The sequence below is a fragment of the Neobacillus sp. 19 genome (genome assembly GCF_049463095.1).
In the GTDB taxonomy this organism is placed as follows: Bacteria; Bacillota; Bacilli; order Bacillales; family Cytobacillaceae; genus Neobacillus.
Window position 1 is genome coordinate 1 of record NZ_JBMPZU010000047.1, and the last position, 17,473, is coordinate 17,473.

The 17,473-nt window shown below is 40.7% G+C and carries 18 protein-coding genes and 1 pseudogene; 14 read left to right on the forward strand and 5 right to left on the reverse strand.

From position 1 onward, the window contains the following. The coding region (gene chrA, locus ACO1D1_RS14465; RefSeq protein WP_423336318.1) for a chromate efflux transporter at positions 1–978 on the reverse strand (978 nt) is incomplete at its 3' end. 172 nt (positions 979–1,150) lie between these two features. Here chrA and ACO1D1_RS14470 point away from each other — a divergent pair. The 8 genes and pseudogenes from ACO1D1_RS14470 to ACO1D1_RS14505 all read left to right on the forward strand — a co-directional run bounded on the left by ACO1D1_RS14470 (position 1,151) and on the right by ACO1D1_RS14505 (position 8,781). Further along, complete coding sequence (locus ACO1D1_RS14470; RefSeq protein ID WP_423336319.1) at positions 1,151–1,618, forward strand: CoxG family protein; 468 nt, start codon at positions 1,151–1,153, stop codon at positions 1,616–1,618. A gap of 129 nt (positions 1,619–1,747) precedes the next feature. Then, entirely contained in the window at positions 1,748–2,779 is a 1,032-nt protein-coding gene (locus tag ACO1D1_RS14475; protein ID WP_423336320.1) for a threonine aldolase family protein, read from the forward strand. 283 nt (positions 2,780–3,062) lie between these two features. Further along, entirely contained in the window at positions 3,063–4,094 is a 1,032-nt protein-coding gene (locus ACO1D1_RS14480) for a Bug family tripartite tricarboxylate transporter substrate binding protein (RefSeq protein ID WP_149870014.1), read from the forward strand. 56 nt (positions 4,095–4,150) lie between these two features. Continuing rightward, the gene (locus ACO1D1_RS14485) at positions 4,151–4,603 is read left to right on the forward strand and encodes a tripartite tricarboxylate transporter TctB family protein (RefSeq protein WP_423336321.1); all 453 of its coding nucleotides are present in this window, start codon (positions 4,151–4,153) and stop codon (positions 4,601–4,603) included. 27 nt (positions 4,604–4,630) lie between these two features. Beyond that, a pseudogene (locus tag ACO1D1_RS14490) lies at positions 4,631–6,160 on the forward strand (tripartite tricarboxylate transporter permease). 72 nt (positions 6,161–6,232) lie between these two features. Further along, positions 6,233–7,843 (forward strand): ATP-binding protein, encoded by a 1,611-nt coding sequence (locus ACO1D1_RS14495; RefSeq protein WP_423336322.1) that lies wholly within the window; start codon positions 6,233–6,235, stop codon positions 7,841–7,843. Continuing rightward, positions 7,821–8,528 (forward strand): response regulator, encoded by a 708-nt coding sequence (locus ACO1D1_RS14500; protein ID WP_423336323.1) that lies wholly within the window; start codon positions 7,821–7,823, stop codon positions 8,526–8,528. The genes ACO1D1_RS14495 and ACO1D1_RS14500 overlap by 23 nt, the downstream gene beginning before the upstream one ends. A 97-nt stretch (positions 8,529–8,625) precedes the next feature. Next, on the forward strand, positions 8,626–8,781 hold the full coding sequence (locus tag ACO1D1_RS14505; protein WP_423336324.1) for a hypothetical protein: 156 nt from the start codon (positions 8,626–8,628) through the stop codon (positions 8,779–8,781). 74 nt (positions 8,782–8,855) lie between these two features. Here ACO1D1_RS14505 and ACO1D1_RS14510 read toward each other — a convergent pair whose 3' ends face one another. Together ACO1D1_RS14510 and ACO1D1_RS14515 are read right to left on the reverse strand one after the other, a co-directional pair. Next, positions 8,856–8,993, reverse strand: a complete 138-nt coding sequence (locus ACO1D1_RS14510; RefSeq protein ID WP_149870019.1) for a YjcZ family sporulation protein — start codon at positions 8,991–8,993, stop codon at positions 8,856–8,858. 42 nt (positions 8,994–9,035) lie between these two features. Continuing rightward, positions 9,036–9,146: a YjcZ family sporulation protein gene (locus ACO1D1_RS14515; RefSeq protein WP_149870020.1), complete on the reverse strand. Its 111-nt coding sequence runs from the start codon at positions 9,144–9,146 to the stop codon at positions 9,036–9,038. A 159-nt stretch (positions 9,147–9,305) separates the two neighbouring features. Between ACO1D1_RS14515 and ACO1D1_RS14520 the strand changes: the two genes are divergently transcribed. The 3 genes from ACO1D1_RS14520 to ACO1D1_RS14530 all read left to right on the forward strand — a co-directional run bounded on the left by ACO1D1_RS14520 (position 9,306) and on the right by ACO1D1_RS14530 (position 11,895). Continuing rightward, positions 9,306–9,941 carry a pentapeptide repeat-containing protein gene (locus tag ACO1D1_RS14520; protein WP_423336325.1) on the forward strand — a complete coding sequence of 212 codons (636 nt, stop codon included), beginning with the start codon at positions 9,306–9,308 and terminating at the stop codon, positions 9,939–9,941. Positions 9,942–10,045: 104 nt separating this feature from the next. After that, a complete protein-coding gene (locus ACO1D1_RS14525; protein WP_149870022.1) occupies positions 10,046–10,603 on the forward strand; it encodes a hypothetical protein in 558 nt (185 codons plus the stop codon). 296 nt (positions 10,604–10,899) lie between these two features. Beyond that, positions 10,900–11,895, forward strand: a complete 996-nt coding sequence (locus ACO1D1_RS14530; RefSeq protein ID WP_423336326.1) for a hypothetical protein — start codon at positions 10,900–10,902, stop codon at positions 11,893–11,895. Positions 11,896–11,963: 68 nt separating this feature from the next. On the opposite strand, the gene ACO1D1_RS14535 is transcribed toward ACO1D1_RS14530, so the two are convergent. Together ACO1D1_RS14535 and ACO1D1_RS14540 are read right to left on the reverse strand one after the other, a co-directional pair. Then, positions 11,964–12,974 carry a hypothetical protein gene (locus ACO1D1_RS14535; protein ID WP_423336327.1) on the reverse strand — a complete coding sequence of 337 codons (1,011 nt, stop codon included), beginning with the start codon at positions 12,972–12,974 and terminating at the stop codon, positions 11,964–11,966. Then, positions 12,961–13,308, reverse strand: a complete 348-nt coding sequence (locus ACO1D1_RS14540) for a PadR family transcriptional regulator (protein WP_423336328.1) — start codon at positions 13,306–13,308, stop codon at positions 12,961–12,963. The genes ACO1D1_RS14535 and ACO1D1_RS14540 overlap by 14 nt, the downstream gene beginning before the upstream one ends. A 243-nt stretch (positions 13,309–13,551) precedes the next feature. Here ACO1D1_RS14540 and ACO1D1_RS14545 point away from each other — a divergent pair, with 243 nt between their 5' ends. From ACO1D1_RS14545 to ACO1D1_RS14555, 3 genes are all read left to right on the forward strand, one after another. Next, on the forward strand, positions 13,552–14,994 hold the full coding sequence (locus ACO1D1_RS14545) for an MDR family MFS transporter (RefSeq protein WP_423336329.1): 1,443 nt from the start codon (positions 13,552–13,554) through the stop codon (positions 14,992–14,994). Between the two features lie 212 nt (positions 14,995–15,206). Then, complete coding sequence (locus tag ACO1D1_RS14550) at positions 15,207–16,397, forward strand: branched-chain amino acid ABC transporter substrate-binding protein (protein WP_423336330.1); 1,191 nt, start codon at positions 15,207–15,209, stop codon at positions 16,395–16,397. 86 nt (positions 16,398–16,483) lie between these two features. After that, positions 16,484–17,470, forward strand: coding sequence for a branched-chain amino acid ABC transporter permease (locus ACO1D1_RS14555; protein ID WP_149870028.1), 987 nt, complete (start codon positions 16,484–16,486; stop codon positions 17,468–17,470). The last annotated feature ends 3 nt before the right edge of the window (positions 17,471–17,473 follow it).

The window sequence follows — 17,473 nt, forward strand, 5'->3', positions numbered from 1 at the left end:
TATGTGACCGCTTGGCATTGCCGCCGATGTGACGCGCCGAACCCCAACGAACCTAGATAGGCGTTTTCGCATTTCTCGTGAAACGCTTTCGCGTTTTTCGTGCGCCGCTTCAACCGCCCCGGATGCCTGCAAAGTAAAAAGCGGTCCAGGAACGGCCTGCGCTGATCCATAACCTGCGAGAAAATTCTCTTTACTGATCCAGCCTGATGGAACAAATTCACGCTCAAGTAAGGGCAATACAACATGCCCACCGCCAAAAACAAGCGAACCTGACCGATAGAAACTATCAAAAAGCGCAATCCATTCATAAGATGTTATTTCTCTAAGAATGGGAAGTATGATAAGTAAGCCAAAGAAAAGGGTTAAACAAATATAGGCAAATCCACGTGATAATGGAACCGTTATGATCGTGTCCTCTTCTGATGCCGTTTGTTTAAAAAATAGATAACCAAAAATAGCAGAAACAAGGATTATACCTACCTGCGTATACGTGGTTTGCCAGATCAAAGTTCCTACAAGGGCGAACAGGGCAATGGATTTTCTTTTTAAATCGGGAGTCAATTTCTGTGCCATCCCTAAAATGGCATGTGCTACGACAACAACAGCGACAATTTTCAATCCATGAATCCAGCCCGCATTTTCCACGTTCATCCCATTTAGAAGGAGCGCAAATAAAATGAGAGCAATTACTGAGGGAAAGGTAAAGCCAATGAATGCCATTATTCCGCCTAATACACCGGCACGCATGACTCCAATTCCAATACCAACCTGACTGCTAGCCGGTCCAGGAAGGAATTGACATAGTGCCACGAGGTCCGCATAGCTGCGTTCATCCAGCCATTTTCTTTTGCGGATATATTCATTATGAAAATAACCCAAATGAGCAATGGGCCCCCCAAATGAAGTTAAACCAAGCTTAGTTGAAATCCATAGAATTTCTAATAGTCTTTTAAATTGATTATTGAAGGTATTGTTCATTTTTGCCATCCTTTATATTTACTAGCCACCTTCTATTCTATAAATGTATCTTAATTCCTGCAAATGATATGTGATTTGTGAAATTGCTGATACCCTAAATGTTAACAACTTCCCACACCTTGGAATAACAATAAATGGAGGGGATATTTGATAAAAAGTGGAGGGGAACTTTATGAAAATCGAGCATAAGTATACCTTCGGATTACCAAGGAATATTGTCTGGAAGTATTTAATGAATAAAGATGTTCTTAAAAAATCGATTCCTGGATGCAGAAAGTTTGTAGAGCGTTCGAAAGGAGTATACGATGCTGAAGTGGAGATGAGTATCGGACCATTGCAAGATGTGTTTACTCTAGAAATACGGATCGGCGATCAAGAGAAGCCATCATCTTTCCGCCTATATATGCAAGGGAAGGGCGGTGTTGGAGAGATCCATGGTACAGCCGACATGCTTTTACAAGAATCAGGGAGTTCCACTAAAGTAAACTGTCTCGCTGAAGCACAGATAACAGGCGCCTTGGCACTAATTGGCGAGAGAATACAGGAATCAGGAGCGAAAAAGGGGCTGGACAGTTTCTTTCAAACAGTTGAAAAAGAAATAAAAGGAACGCTTTATCAATTAAGAAGGAGCGGCAGATGACATAGTCTATCTTAAGTCATCTGCTTTTTATGCAGCTAGGTTCCGAATCGATTATTTTCAACATTTTTTTCAAGAAAATTAAAAAAATATGATACGATGAAATGGAAAAACTATCACGGAGGCAATCATATGTACAGTTTTAAGAACGATTACAGCGAGGGTGCACATCCTAAAATTTTGAATGCATTAATCGAATCCAATTACGAGCAAGAAGAAGGCTACGGTGAAGACCGTTATTCAATAAAAGCTATTGAGTTGCTAAAGGAAAAGATCGGGAAAACTGACGTGGATATCCACTTAATGTCCGGCGGGACCCAAACGAATCTGATTGCTATTTCAGCTTTCTTACGACCGCATGAAGCCGCAATCGCAGCGAGTACCGGCCATATCCTTACTCACGAGACGGGTGCGATCGAAGCGACCGGCCATAAGGTCATTTCGATCGAAGCAGCGGAAGGGAAGCTGACCCCAGCACACGTGAAAGCGGTACTCGACGCTCATACGGATGAGCATATGGTAAAGCCGAAGCTCGTTTACATATCTAATTCGACAGAAATTGGATCCATTTATAATAAGAGCGAACTGCAGCGATTAAGCGATTTCTGTCATGAAAAAAATCTCATTTTGTATATGGATGGGGCAAGGCTTGGATCAGCGCTCTGTTCGAAAGAAAATGATCTTCAGTTAAGCGACATCGCCAAACTTGTAGATGCCTTTTATATTTGCGGCACAAAGAATGGCGCCCTTATAGGCGAGGCATTAGTAATTTGCCGTGATTCACTTAAAGAAGATTTTCGCTTTCATATCAAGCAAAAAGGGGCATTACTGGCAAAAGGGAGACTTCTGGGCATACAGTTTCTCGAACTTTTTCAGGACAATTTGTACTTTGATTTGGCCGCGTATGCGAATAGGCTGGCTGGCTTGCTAAGAGACGAACTAAGGAGAGTCAATATTACGTTTTTGACTCATTCACCATCGAATCAACTATTTCCGATTCTGCCTAATACAGTTATTGCAGAATTGCAGAGTAAGTATGCTTTCCATATATGGGAACCGGTCGACACCGACCATTCAGCCATTCGTTTGGTGACCTCGTGGGCAACGAAAGAGGAGGCCGTCAAGGCATTTATTGAAGATCTAAAACATCTTAAAGAAATGTAGTAGCATTCAAGAGGGATGAATTCAAAAGGGAGTCCCAAACATCCTTTGGAGTCATTGCAAGGGTGTAGCAAAAGAAAACTAAATAAAGCATGATTCTATTATGAGTTCGCGCGGTCTCCAATTGGGAGACCGCTTTTTTTTTGCTATGACTAGACCCAATATAACTACTGTGAACAATATGAACAAAATGATTAATAAGATTTTAATGCTGTTTATAGGTAAAATATTTTAATTTATAAAAATCTTTGTAAAATTAAGAAAACGGTTACAAGGGGGATTTAACATGTTTTCATTGAAAAAAATTTCGGCAGTTATGTGTGCTGGAGCATTGGCATTAAGTTTAGGGGCTTGCAGCAGCAAAGAAACAGCCAGCCCAGGTAAGAAGGAGGAAAAAGGGACAGGCTATCCAACTAAAGCCATTACAGTTGTTGCTCCATCTGGTGCGGGAGGCGGCTGGGATTTAACCGCACGTTCGTTTACAAAAATACTGAGCGAAACAAAACTAGTTTCACAGCCATTGACGGTTGAGAATAAACCGGGCGGGGGCGGTGCCGTATTTATGGCAGAATACGCGACCCAGCAAGCTGCAAATAACGATATGCTCTTTGTGAATTCACCACCGATTATTATTAATAACCTTAAAAAGGAAGGAAACAGTCCTTACGGTTACAAAAATACCACACCTCTCGCGCAGTTAACAAAAGACTTTGGTGCCATTGTTGTCAAGTCAGATTCCAAATATAAAGACTTGAAATCGGTATTAGAAGAAGTGAAGAAAGATCCTAGTAAACTTACATTTGCAGGTGGATCAGCACCAGGTTCCATGGACCATTTAATTTCGATTCTTCCTGCTTATAAATACGGAGTCGATCCGACAAAAATCAAATACGTTTCCTATGATGGCGGAGGGGAAGCCATTACCGCCTTACTTGGCGGCAATGCGGATGTCATTGGCACCGATGCCTCCAGCGTGAAGGAATTTTTAAAGGCTGGAAAGGTCCGTGTGCTGGCGGTGACTTCATCTGAGCGATTAGCAGGTGACTTTAAAGATGTGCCAACTGCGAAAGAGCAAGGTGTCGATGCAGAGTTCACCATTTGGCGCGGTGTGTTTGGCCCTGAGAAAATGTCTAAGGAAGCCAAAGCCTATTGGGAAACAGCAATCGATAAGCTAGTGAAGACAGATGAGTGGAAAAAAGAAGTGGAAACGCAAGGCTGGGAATTGGAATATAAAAACAGTGCTGATTTCAAAACGTTTTTAGAGGAACAAAATCAACAAGTTCAGCAATTGTTAGAAGCACTGGGTATGCAAAAATAAAAAAAGTGGGAAGGAGTAACTTTCTCCTTCCAAATTTTTTTAAAGGGGGAGTTCAAATGGCGATAAAATTTGACAGAATTGCATCTGTAGCATTTCTTGTTGTTGGTATTTTATTTATTGTCGGGAGCAGGAATTTATCCAGCACATCATACGGAAGTGTGGTTGGGCCCGATATCTTTCCATTTATTCTTGGAATTATGCTGGTTTTATTAAGTATCCGTTTATTTTTCGAGTCTGCCGCAAGTACCGGGGAAGGGGAAAAGAAGGAACCTTTACAATACAAACCATTCTTAATAATAGCAGCTGCCACATTGGTTTATATTTTAACCTTAGAAATGATCGGTTATGTGATTACAACCTTTCTGTTTTTGTTTATTTGCTTTCAAACAATGGAACGGTCTAAGTGGCTTACATCACTAATCATCTCTGCAGTATTTTCAGGAGTTGTTTATTTCATTTTCGTTGAAGTATTAAAGGGCACATTGCCAGGCTGGCCCATTTTGTTTTAACACCACTGTAGAAAGGAGGAATATCTTTTGAGTACTCTTGATTATTTATTCCATGGATTTGGAACAGCACTTATTTGGTATAATATCATTTTTGCCTTTATAGGGGTGTTAATAGGGACGGCGGTTGGTGTTTTGCCAGGGATTGGTCCTATGAGCGGGGTAGCACTCCTAATCCCGGTAACAGCTTCTCTATCACTGGGGGACTGCCGCCGGAACAAGCGGCAACAAGCGCGATTATCCTTCTGGCAGGCGTTTATTATGGAGCGATGTATGGGGGTTCGACTACTTCTATTCTATTAAATACACCGGGGGAGTCCTCGTCTGTTGTAACGACATTAGATGGATACCAGATGGCGAAGAAAGGAAGAGCTGGAAGCGCCCTATCGATCGCCGCAATTGGCTCCTTTGTTGGTGGACTTGTGACAATCATTGCATTGATTGTCTTAGCAAAGCCTTTATCCAATATAGCGCTTAAATTTGGCCCGGCTGAATATTTTTCGTTAATGCTTCTAGGGCTTGCTGCAGTTAGCGGGTTAGCAGGGAAATCGGTCACAAAAGCATTAATTATGACTATTTGCGGGTTATTACTCGGAACGATTGGGATTGACAACGTTTCGGGAATTGCCAGATTCACCTTCGATGTTCCGTGGCTTTACCAAGGAATCGAATTCTTAACCATCGCTGTTGGGCTGTTTGCGCTCGGTGAGGTGTTTAAAACGATTTTAGAAAAAGAAGAGGAAGACGGGGAAATTGCGAAAATAAATAATATGCTTCCATCTAAAGAAGAGTTTAAGGAATCGGCAGGACCGATTGCCCGTGGTTCCCTTCTAGGCTTTTTTGTCGGCATTTTACCGGGAGCAGGTGCGACACTGGCATCCTTCTTCTCTTATATTCTCGAAAAAAAGATTTCCAAAAATCCTCTTGAAATTTGGAACAGGTGCAATTGCTGGTGTAGCGGCACCGGAAACTGCGAATAATGCCGCATCCGGCGGCGCGATGATCCCTTTACTGACATTAGGTATACCGGGTTCGGGAACCACTGCTATTTTAATGGGAGCGTTAATGATGTACAATGTCCAGCCCGGGCCATTATTATTTGAGGATCATCCACAGGTTGCCTGGGGTCTGATTGCTAGTATGTTTATCGGAAACATTATGTTATTAATCTTAAATTTGCCACTTGTAAAGGTATTTGCCAAAATCATTGAGACACCGAAGAAATATTTGATTCCGATGATTATCGCCATCTCGATATTTGGTGTCTATGCGGTACAAGTATCAACATATGATCTTTTGCTTTTATTAGCATGCGGTGTTCTTGGTTATTTCTTTAGTAAACATGACTATCCGATTGCCCCGCTTGTTCTCGGTCTTGTATTAGGACCTATGATTGAGAATAATCTTAGAAGGGCATTAACCATATCTAATGGAGATTACGGTGTATTTTTTACCCGGCCGCTTTCTTTGGTATTTCTACTGATTACGGTACTTTGGCTTGTTGTACCATTGCTGTTGAAACGGAAAGGGAAAGAAGTCATCATTAATGTAGAAGGGTAGATTTCAGAAGATTAAGAAAAAATTCCTTTTTAAAAGGAGTTTTTTTTTATATGATAAAGAAGAGGTGCTTTTATGCGATTACATACGAAATTAATGCTTGGAATCTCCATACTTATTATTGTCCTTGGAACGATTATTGAATTTACATTTAAAAATATTTTGGAAACCAATTTGAAACATGAAATCGGTTCTAAAGCATTATCTGTTGCACAATCGATTTCGAGTATGCCGGAGATCGAAGCTGCTTTTAGCGCAAATAATCCGTCAGCGATTATTCAACCCATTGCTGAAAAAATTCGCAAGCAGGTTGACGCGGAATTTATCGTCATTGGAAACCGGAATGAAATCCGCTACTCTCACCCGAATCCCAAACGGTTAGGACAGAAAATGGTAGGTGGAGATAATGGCCGTGTGTTTAAAGGGGAATCGGTCACCTCAGAGTCCACCGGAACCCTCGGACCTTCCCTGAGGGGGAAGGCACCGATTTTCAGCGGGGAAAAGGTAATCGGTGTTGTTTCTGTGGGTTACCTCCAAACTGATATTCAAAAAGAAGTAGCAAAAATCCAGAAAAAGATCTTTGTTGCTACATTAGTTATTTTATTCGGCGGGCTGATCGCTGCACTATTAATCTCGCTCAATATTAAAAGAGCCATTTTTGGATTGGAACCAAAGGAAATTGCCTGGATGTATCAGGAAAAACACGCGATTCTAGAATCCATTCATGAAGGAATCATTGCCATTGATACGAACGGCAGGATCACGGTGGTAAATGAAACAGCCCACACCATTTTAAAGGTACCAATGCAAACATTGCTTCGCGGAAAACGAATTGAAGAAGTCCTGGAAAATACACATCTGCTTAAAGTCGTTGAAACGGGACAAGCCGAGTATGATCAGGAAATTTTGATTTCAGGAGAAGTTTATTTAGCCAATCGCATTCCTATTTTCAATAATAAGGATGAAGTAATAGGTGCGGTAGCCAGCTTTCGGAATAAGTCCGAGCTTACCAAGCTCCTAAAGGAATTATCGCATATTAAAACGTATGCGGAGGGCTTGCGGGCCCAAACCCACGAATATTCTAATCGGCTTTATACCCTGTTGGGCTTGATCCAGCTCGGTTCCTATAAAGAAGCGATTGATTTTATCTCAAAGGAAGTAGATGTGGCCCAAGGGTTCATTCAATTTTTAATGAAGGAAGTACCTGACCCGATTATTGCCGCCTTTATCTTAGGGAAGGTAAGTTTAGCAAGTGAATTAAAAATTCAATTTTCAATCGACCGAGAGAGCAGCTTTACAGATGTACCTGCAGCGATTAGCAGGGACTCGTTAATAACCATTATTGGAAACCTTGTGAATAATGCCTTTGAAGCTGTAAGAGAGAGTGACAAAGAGGAAAAGAAGGTTGCCCTATTTTTAACCGATCTTGGCAAGGAATTGATTATGGAAGTAGAAGATAACGGTAATGGAATAGAGGAAACTAGCGGCAATCTGATATTTAAACAAGGTTACACAACAAAAGACACAAGCAGTAATGCTGGAATTGGACTAAGTTTAGTTCAAAAGGCGGTTAACGAATTAGGCGGAACGATCACGTTTTCTTCGGCAAAGGGAGAAGGCACAATTTTTACTGTGGCAATACCAAAAAGCAGGGGGGATTTGGATGAAGGGGAACCGAGACATTGAAGTATTAATTGTAGAGGACGACTTAAGGGTGGCTGAGATTCAAAAACGTTTTCTAGAGCAGATTGAAGGGTTTCAAACAGTCGGGATTGCTGCAAGTTATGTAGAGGCTAAAACGTTAATTGAGATCATGCAGCCTGACTTGCTCTTACTTGACGTCTTTTTTCCAGATATGAACGGACTGGATTTGTTGAAGGAAACAAAGCAGCAGAAGAAACAAATGAACGTCATTATGATTACGGCAGCAAAAGAGATTCAAAGAGTGCAAGAAGCCATTCGAATTGGTGTATTTGATTATATTATTAAACCTGTTGTGTTTGAACGTTTCAAACAATCCTTACTCCGTTTTAAGGATTTTCATCGAAAGTTGGTACAGTTAGAAGAAGATGGTTACCATGTCACTCAGCAGCAGGTTGATCAGCTTCTTCGAAAAGAAGTTGAAATCGGCTCAAACGAAAAGGTTTATTTGCCGAAGGGAATTGATCCACTCACACTCGAAAAGGTGCTCGAGGTTTTAAGCAGGGAAGGCGGCGGCCATACGGCTGAATTAGTTGCCAAAGAAATTGGTGTCAGCCGGACAACCGCTAGGCGGTATTTAGAACATCTTGTATCAGAGGAAAAAATCGAAGCAGATCTCGCATACGGAACCGTAGGCAGGCCGGAGCGGGTATATGTTGTAACAAAGTAACGGTGAAGTCGTTTTGCAATCCTTCATTGACATTTTATTATATTATAATAAGATGGAACTCCATGAAAATGAGGAATTTTTTATGAGGGAGGAAAAAATGGGCTTTATTTTTCAATTTTTGATCATTTGGGTTTTTAGCTTTGTGATTGCAAGGATGTTAAGTCCTTTTTCAAAAACACAATGGAAAAATGATTTTATGATTACGTCAGCTCAATCCTTAATCATTACGATTTTACTGGTGTATTTCTTTTAATGCGTTCGGTGCAATAAAGTACTGAATGAAATGGAAAAAGCCCTTCGTAAAGGGCTTTTTCCATTTACTTTATTTTAATAGAAGCAAGTTGCTCCAATGATGATGAGCAAGATAAACAGTACAACGATTAAAGCAAAACCTCCACCGTAACCAACTCCACCATAACCATAGCCTCCGCAGCAGCCGCCGCCAAATCCACCGTATCCATACATAGTTAATATCCACCTTTCAATTTTGTTTGTAATTTTTTTCTCTTAATAAAAACCGCCGAATCCTCCTCCAACGAACGAAGCTCCTATAATAATGAGAAGGATAAACAATACAACGACTAAGGCAAAACCTCCGCCTGCTCCTACACCATCCATAAATGCAAACCTCCTTTCATCTACTCAATATGTATATGAAAAAATTCAAAATGCGAATGGGCTATATGAAAAATACCTAATTTATTTCAACTTGGAGGATGGATAGGTTAAAATAAAAACATCTCAATTACTAAATAATTTGATGAAAGAGGCAATTGTATGAAAATTGATTTTCCCAAGATTTCAGCTGACTTACCAACAAAGAATTTCCAAGATATTTTATTTGAAGAAGACCCGGAATTAGAAATGTGCCAGGTCATTGACTCTGTTTTTGAAAATGAAGAAATTGGCCGGGTGCGTTTATCCAATATGGTGATTAAGAATTGCCGATTTAACCATACCGATTTTAGGGGGATTGACATAACCGATGTTTGGTTTGAAAACTGCGATTTATCCAATACCAATCTGAGCAAGTCTTCCATTCACCGGGTTGTATTCAAGAATAGTAAATTAGTGGGTGTGGATTTTACTGAATCGCGGTTTGGAAATGTTCAGTTTGACAATGCTGTTTTAAACTTAGCGGCGTTCGGGGACTCAAAGCTTGAAAAATGTAAGTTTCATGAAACGTCACTTAAAAGCACCGATTTCTTTGAATGTAAACTGAAGAACGTTGAATTTCAGTTTTGTAATCTGGATGGAGCAAACTTTGAACAAACGCCACTGAAGGGCATCGATATCAGTACCTCAACATTTAATTCGCTGACGGTGTCGATGGATGATTTAAAAGGCTGTAAAGTCTCATCCTTCCAAGCGATTCAATTCGCCGCATTAATGGGGTTGGTGATCAAGGATTAGGGGATTTAGTTCGTGACTGTTCGTTAATAAATAGGATAAAAATAAATTTAATCGACAAATATTTACATTAATTGCTATAATCATGAATGAAGGAGGTGAGAAAAGTGGAAGAAACACTTAAATTAATTTTGGACAAACTCAATAACCTTGACCAAAAAGTAAGCAGCCTGGACCAAAAAGTAAGCAGCCTGGATCAAAAGGTAAGCAGCCTGGATCAAAAGGTAAGCAGCCTGGATCAAAAGGTAAGCAGCTTGGATCAAAAGGTAAGCAGCCTGGATCAAAAGGTAAGCAGCCTGGATCAAAAGGTAAGCAGCCTGGATCAAAAGGTAAGCAGCTTGGATCAAAAGGTAAGCAGCCTGGATCAAAAGGTAAGCAGCCTGGACCAAAAGGTAAGCAGCCTGGATGAAAAGGTAAACACAATGGAACAAGAATTAAAGAGACATGGGGATTTAATTTACCAGTTAATTGAGACGGTTGCAGCTACGAATGTAAAGATTTCTGAAACAAACGCAAGAGTTGGCAGACTTGAAAATAAAGTAGACACTGTTATTGAAGATGTTCAAGATATCAAAACTTCTATGGCTACAAAACATGATCTTGAATACTACGATCAGATGATTTCCGAACACTCCAGAGAAATTCATAAGTTAAAAAATAACTAACACTTCAAAGGAATTCCTCACAATTACATTTCCATAGATAAAAATCCTCGTACTTGCTGCTCCAATAGCTACGGGGATTTTTAATGAGATTTTGTTCATTCTACTCCCAGACTCGATCAATTGGTCATTAGACGAAACAAATGATGGTACTAACGCGCTGCTGAGGAAAGGATATAAAATCATTGATGAATGTGAAACATTTCACATAAAGTTCACGAATAGGACGGTCATGAAACGAGATAATAATGTATATTACCACTATAATCATATTGTTTATGTTATTAGGGGGATTAGGAATGAGAAAGATATTTCAAACTTTATTAATACTTGGACTGATCATGACACCAATTTTTACAGAAGCACATGTGAAATGGTTCACAGAAGTTGCGCCACATAAGGAATCGATTGAACATATTTTATCACCGGCGTTTATGATGTTAGCCCTTGTTGCTGCTGTTGTTTTGGCTTCATTAACATTGTTTATTCCGAAGATGGCTGAATGGAAACCAGTGAAAACATGGGAGCATCGACTCTCCAGTTTAAGGAAATATTCACGTCATTTGCTAAAATACGGGACTGCTGCTGCGCTGATCATTCAAATTGCCAATGGTACGTTATTTGCTCCGGAGTTCCATATCGAAAATACGATTGTGGTTGTATTGACATGGATAACCATTGGATTTTTATTAATCCCGCATCATATCGCAACAAAAATCGGTGCTTTGATTTTATTAGGATTATTTATGTATGTAACGGTCCATCACGGTATTTTCTATATGTTAGATTATGGATTTTATGTTGCCATCATTGGTGTCCTATTAGTTGGAAATACGAAGCTTGAAAAAGCAGGATTCCCATTCCTCTACCTAGGAACTGGTTTGTCGCTCAGCTGGGTAGCCGTTGAAAAATGGGTGTATCCAAGCATGGCATTAGATATTGTAGCTAATCATCATGTGCCAACATTTGGCTTCGAACCAGGGTTGTTCGTTGTGATGGCTGCATTTATTGAATTTGTTGTCGGGTATTTATTAGTAGTCGGAATTTTAAATCGCGTGCTGGGGTTTGTCGTTACATGTATTTTCATTTCGACCACTATGCTTTTTGGAATGACAGAAGTGATTGGCCATTTCATGATTCATATTGTTTTAATCATCTTCATTATTGAAGGTGTTTCCTTTTACAACCCACCGATTAAGATGCACAAAACGAAATCGGATCAATTTATCTTTGTCTTTTTAAATTTCATATTCGTGCTAGCGACATTTTTGTTACTATATTATCGATTTGCTTAAGAATACGAATATGTTAGTGGATAGAAAAACCTCCGATTGACTCATTCCGTTCGGAGGTTTTTCTTGTATTATCTTAGTCTAGCTTTTCGATAACTCTCGTAAATTTCAATTATTATAGTGACAACGCAGGAGGCTACGATGAGCCGCCAGATCCATACCAATGAAGAGGCTACAGCGGAAGAGCTGGTTTCAAACAATTCCGCCAAATAAGGAATGAGGGCTTCATTGAGCAAATGCGGGTTACTTGCGATGACGATAAAAGTAATCGCGCTTAACAAATGAATGATCGCATTCGCAGAAACAAGCTTCATCGTCCATTGTGCGGCTTTCCATTTATAAATAATTAACCCTAATTCCAAAACGATAAAAATCGCGATGATCGGCCAGTATGACATCAAGGTATCTTGATTAAAAATGGGCATAATGAATTGCAACCCGTTACCATCTGAGGAACGGTAAACACCAACAAGGTGATCAGCATAGAAATAAGCAATTGCCCACACGGCTGTCCAGATGAAGCTGAACAAAAGATCTCCTTTTGAAATAGCCTTTTTCTTAGGAATGATTTTGGCATACTTTAAATCCTCAGGCGTCCATTTGTTGCATATCTTTTTATGCGGCAGTTCAGCGTTTGAAATACCAACTCGCTCTACGAAGGCAAATACAATGGTGAACCAAAAGAACACTTGGATGAGGACATTAATGACATTGGCAATAATGATCCCAATGGAGTGAATGACCACAGAAAGAATCGCTTCTTTACCGGAAAAGAACATAACATTCTCGAAAATATGAATGAAGATGGTAACCAAAATGGCCCATGGTATTACCCGCTTCATGGTCAGAATATAAATATCATATAGATTCGGCCCAATTAAATACATAGGTGTATCACGATAGCTTGCAGCTAGCACTGCAGGGTTTCCAAGTTTCGTAAGTGCGTCCTTCACATCTTGTTCCGTGAAATTTTCCGGGAGCATATCCTCAATCGTGGACCTTAGCTCCAGGGCAACATCATCCCGTGTCTTCACAGAAAGTCTTTTTGTTACTTCGTACACATAAACCTCAATCAGATTCAAGGTTTTCATCTCCTTTTAATATTGATGTCAGCTCCAGCGTCATCTTTGTCCATTCATCCTTTAATTGCAGGTAAACCTCCATCCCATAGTCACTTAAAACGTAATACTTCCGCGGCCTGCTTTCCGTTGTATCCCAGCTGCTCGTTACGAGTTCCTGTTTCTCTAATCGCCGCAACAGGGGGTACAACGTACTTTGCTCAATGGCCACACCGGCATGTTCAAGCCGCTGTACGAGTGAATAGCCATATTGGGGAGTACGTAATTGACTTAAAACGGCAAGTGTAAGTGTTCCTCTTCTTAGTTCGGTCATAAATGTATCTAACAAAGAACTCATGCGTTTATCACCTCATTTATCTATACTGTATATCACACACTATTGTATTTTCGCTAACAATACATAATGTATCTTATTCAATGATTTGTAAAATGATTCGGGCATTGAGTAAACATTTCTTTATTTGCAAAAAACATAAGAACTGTCCACGGGGCCCGAAAGCATTTCATTGGAATTCATAAGGAAAACAAGGTAATCTGTAACAGTATATTTTTTAATTAGGGTAGCAGGGGAGTTGGATGAATGGAAAGATCGGACAATAAACAGTCGATGATTGTGGGACTTTTGCTGGCTGGAACGTTTATTGCCATTTTGAATCAAACACTGATGATTACAGCGATACCTCCGATTATGGTTGAAATGAACATTACCGCAAACAGTGCACAATGGCTGACGACTGTCTTTATGCTGGTGAATGGGATTATGATTCCAATTAGTGCCTTTTTATTAGAACGATTTACCACGAGGCAATTGTTTATCTCGGCTATGAGTATTTTTGCAGCGGGAACCGTTGTTTGTGGAATCGCTCCTCATTTTGAAATTCTTTTATTAGGCAGAGTGATTCAGTCGATTGGGGCAGGCGTGATGCTGCCGTTAATGACCACCGTATTTTTACTCATTTTTCCGATCAATCGGCGCGGTGCAGCAATGGGGCTTGTCGGGCTTGTAATTTCATTTGCGCCGGCCATCGGACCAGCGCTGTCCGGTTGGGTGACATCGCATTTTTCATGGAGAGTGTTATTTTTTATTATTTTGCCTATTGCACTTATCGATATCTTTGTCGCATTCCGTTTCTTGAAAAATGTCACTGAGATTTCCCGGCCAAAAGTGGATGTATTGTCAATACTTCTTTCTTCAATAGGGTTTGGCGGACTTCTTTACGGATTTACATGTGCCGGCAATTACGGTTGGTCACACGTATCGACTGTTCTATCATTAGTGATTGGCGGTATATCATTGCTGTTATTTATTTTCCGCCAGTTACGACTAAAACACCCGATGCTGGAATTTCGTGTGTTTACGTTTTCAATTTTCCCGTTCGCGATTATCATTGGAATGATTGGCTTTATGGGCTTAATTGGAGCGGAAACTATTATCCCGCTCTTTATGCAGAATATGAGGGGATTTTCTGCCTTTGAGGCAGGCTTAGCGTTATTGCCTGGTGCTCTTGTGAGTGGGTTCATGTCACCAATTGTAGGGAGAATCTTCGATAGATTCGGTGCGAGATGGCTTGTGATGATCGGCTTAACCATCATGACAGCTGCATCATTTGCGTTTACCACTTTAAGTCCGTCGACAACGATGACCTATATTACGGTCCTTTACGCGATAAGAATGTTTGGTCTTTCGATGGTAATGATGCCGATCGCAACAGCTGCCCTGAATCAGTTGCCAAAACGATTAATTCCACACGGGGCTGCCATGGATAATACGATGAAAATGATTTCAGCTTCGGTAGGAACCGCTATTCTTGTAACAGTTATGACAACAACAGCGCAAGCAGCGAAACACCGTCCGGAGATCTCTTATCCGGATATGCACGGAGCGAATATCGCCTTTATGGTGGTATCAATTCTTTCGTTAATAGGGCTGATCCTCTCTTTTTTCATTAAGCATAACCGACAGGCTGAAGGTGAATCGGAGGGAAAAAGACAAAGAAATGTCCGAGTGAAACTTCAGGAGTAATAGATCAACTGCTGTAAAAGGGAGTGCCATATTTTTATATGGTGCTCCCTTTTTTATTTGGTTTTTCTCCAATAGGGTCCCGTTTTTGCGTGTGGGGTGTCAGGCACCAGTTGTCTAAAATTGGAATGAATAAATTGTCCTATTTTATTCTTTGGACAAATATACATATTAAAGGTGGAGCCTGTATTACAAAGAATAAGGGGAGGGGCAATATGAAGGTGAAAAAATCATTAGCATTATTGTTAACGGGGGGCTTGGCTGCGAGTATTTTTTTAGCTGGCTGCGGCTCTAAGTCCGGGGATGGTGGAAAAAGCAGTTCAAACATGATTAAGATTGCGACACAAACTCCACTTTCTGGGGGCAGTGCGACAATTGGGGAAGCCATAAAGCTGGGTGCCCAAATGAAACTAGATGAGGAAAAGAAAAAGTTTAAGGAATTAGGATTTGATCTGCAGCTGGTTCCTTACGATGATCAGGGGGATCCAAAGAAAGGGGTGGCCAATGCTCAAATAATCGGGGCAGATAAATCGATTATGGCGGTGGTTGGCCACTTTAATTCAGGCGTCGCCATCCCATCATCAGAGGTTTATGAAAAATATGCGATCCCAATGGTTTCACCAGCAAACTCTGCGGTAGAAGTAACATCAAGGGGATTAAAAACCGTCAACCGTATTGTCGCTCGTGATGACTTCCAAGGCCCTGCAGGTGCTGAATTTGCCGTAAATACATTAAAAGCGAAGAAAATTTTTATCATCCAGGACAAAACGGCATACGGGACAGGTCTTGCAGAAGCTTTCAAAAAAGCTGCAGAGGAAAAAGGTGCTGAAATTCTCGGCTTTGAAGGGATTACCGTTGGAGAAAAAGATTTCAATGGTGTTCTAAATCAGGTCGTTTCCAAAAAGCCTGATTTGGTCTATTTCGGAGGAATCTACGCTGAGGGCGGACTCATTATTAAACAAGCTCGTGAAAAAGGCATTACTGTCCCATTTCTTGGCGGGGATGGTTTAGATGCTTCTACACTGGTTGAAATAGCAGGCGGTGCGATTAAAGATACGTATATTACTTCGCTGGCCGGGGATTCAACGAAAACAGAAGAAGGAAAGAAGTTTACGGAGAGCTATAAATCAAAATTCAACAAAAGTACGGAATCGTATTCCGTATACGGCTATGATACGATGGGCGTGGTTTTAAATGGAATAGAGGATGCCATCAAAGCAAATAACAACAAAATGCCAACTCGTGAACAAGTAAGGGATGCCGTTCGCGGTGTGAAGGATTATCAAGGTGTGTTAACAAAAGTCAGCTTCGATGATATCGGTGACAATAATTATGCAAAAGTGTTTATTTATAGTTTTAAAGAAGCAAAATACCCAGCTGAATTAGTGGGAGAAGTTAGTAAATAACAAGATTGAAAAGGGTATACCTCATTTTTCCAGAGTGAGAGTACCCTTTTCTTTCTATGGTTAATTGGGACAAGGGGGGAAAGCTTTTGTTTAACGAAATACTCCAATCAATCCCGCAGGTGTTGATCGATGGTCTTACCTTGGGAGCGGTGTACGCTGTTATTGCGATCGGCTACACCATGGTCTACGGGATTTTGGAATTAATTAACTTTGCACATGGTGAAATTTTTATGTCAGGTGCATTTATTGGAACGGCGGTATTAATCGTTTTAACGGGAATCGGATGGGTTTCATCCGTACCGGCAATCGTGATGCTGATCGCGGTCCTCTTATTTACAGCTATTCTTACTGGCTTCCTCGGAATGGGAATCGAGAGGGTGGCCTATCGGCCGCTTCGGAATGCACCTCGGTTAATCCCGCTGATTACGGCAATTGGTATTTCATTCTTATTACAGGATATTGTTCGATTCATTGCAGAATTAAAAAAAGGAAATTACATCGTAACAGGCCCAAGTTTATTTACCAATCAGATTTCCATTAAAGCCTCATCAGTAAGCTCGATATTTAATGATGCCACGATTAAAACATCGTTTGTGATTGTTCTTGTGGCGGCGGTGATTATGATGATTGGTCTTGACCTCTTTGTTAATCGAACAAAGTGGGGGATGGCACTGAGAGCTGTCGCGCAAGATCGGGAAACAGCTTCGTTGATGACCATTAATGTGAATAAGGTAATCTCGATGACCTTTTTTATCGGTTCAGCCCTGGGCGGAGCAACGGGGGTGCTTTTTGCTGTACAATACGGAACTATAGACCCTTATATTGGCTTTATTCTTGGTTTGAAGGCGTTTACGGCCGCTGTTTTAGGCGGTATTGGAAATATTCGTGGAGCCATGTTCGGAGGGTTGCTGCTTGGATTATTAGAAATGTTTGCTTCCGCTAATTTAACCCTTTTATCTCACGGAGTATTTGGTGCTGAGTATAAAGATGTATTTGCGTTTATCATCCTAATTCTTGTACTACTTTTTAAACCGGAGGGCTTATTTGGCAAACCGGTAACCGAGAAAGTGTAGGTG

What these genes read in the sequence shown, in the direction of transcription:
- ACO1D1_RS14510 (WP_149870019.1), bottom strand. Translation starts at nt 8,993, where the DNA reads ATGTATGGATACGGTGGATTTGGCGGCGGCTGCTGCGGAGGCTATGGT.
- ACO1D1_RS14475 (WP_423336320.1), top strand. Translation starts at nt 1,748, where the DNA reads ATGTACAGTTTTAAGAACGATTACAGCGAGGGTGCACATCCTAAAATT.
- ACO1D1_RS14545 (WP_423336329.1), top strand. Translation starts at nt 13,552, where the DNA reads ATGGAAAGATCGGACAATAAACAGTCGATGATTGTGGGACTTTTGCTG.
- ACO1D1_RS14550 (WP_423336330.1), top strand. Translation starts at nt 15,207, where the DNA reads ATGAAGGTGAAAAAATCATTAGCATTATTGTTAACGGGGGGCTTGGCT.
- ACO1D1_RS14515 (WP_149870020.1), bottom strand. Translation starts at nt 9,146, where the DNA reads ATGGATGGTGTAGGAGCAGGCGGAGGTTTTGCCTTAGTCGTTGTATTG.
- ACO1D1_RS14505 (WP_423336324.1), top strand. Translation starts at nt 8,626, where the DNA reads ATGGGCTTTATTTTTCAATTTTTGATCATTTGGGTTTTTAGCTTTGTG.
- ACO1D1_RS14495 (WP_423336322.1), top strand. Translation starts at nt 6,233, where the DNA reads ATGCGATTACATACGAAATTAATGCTTGGAATCTCCATACTTATTATT.
- ACO1D1_RS14470 (WP_423336319.1), top strand. Translation starts at nt 1,151, where the DNA reads ATGAAAATCGAGCATAAGTATACCTTCGGATTACCAAGGAATATTGTC.
- ACO1D1_RS14480 (WP_149870014.1), top strand. Translation starts at nt 3,063, where the DNA reads ATGTTTTCATTGAAAAAAATTTCGGCAGTTATGTGTGCTGGAGCATTG.
- ACO1D1_RS14540 (WP_423336328.1), bottom strand. Translation starts at nt 13,308, where the DNA reads ATGAGTTCTTTGTTAGATACATTTATGACCGAACTAAGAAGAGGAACA.
- ACO1D1_RS14520 (WP_423336325.1), top strand. Translation starts at nt 9,306, where the DNA reads ATGAAAATTGATTTTCCCAAGATTTCAGCTGACTTACCAACAAAGAAT.
- ACO1D1_RS14530 (WP_423336326.1), top strand. Translation starts at nt 10,900, where the DNA reads ATGAGAAAGATATTTCAAACTTTATTAATACTTGGACTGATCATGACA.
- ACO1D1_RS14485 (WP_423336321.1), top strand. Translation starts at nt 4,151, where the DNA reads ATGGCGATAAAATTTGACAGAATTGCATCTGTAGCATTTCTTGTTGTT.
- ACO1D1_RS14500 (WP_423336323.1), top strand. Translation starts at nt 7,821, where the DNA reads ATGAAGGGGAACCGAGACATTGAAGTATTAATTGTAGAGGACGACTTA.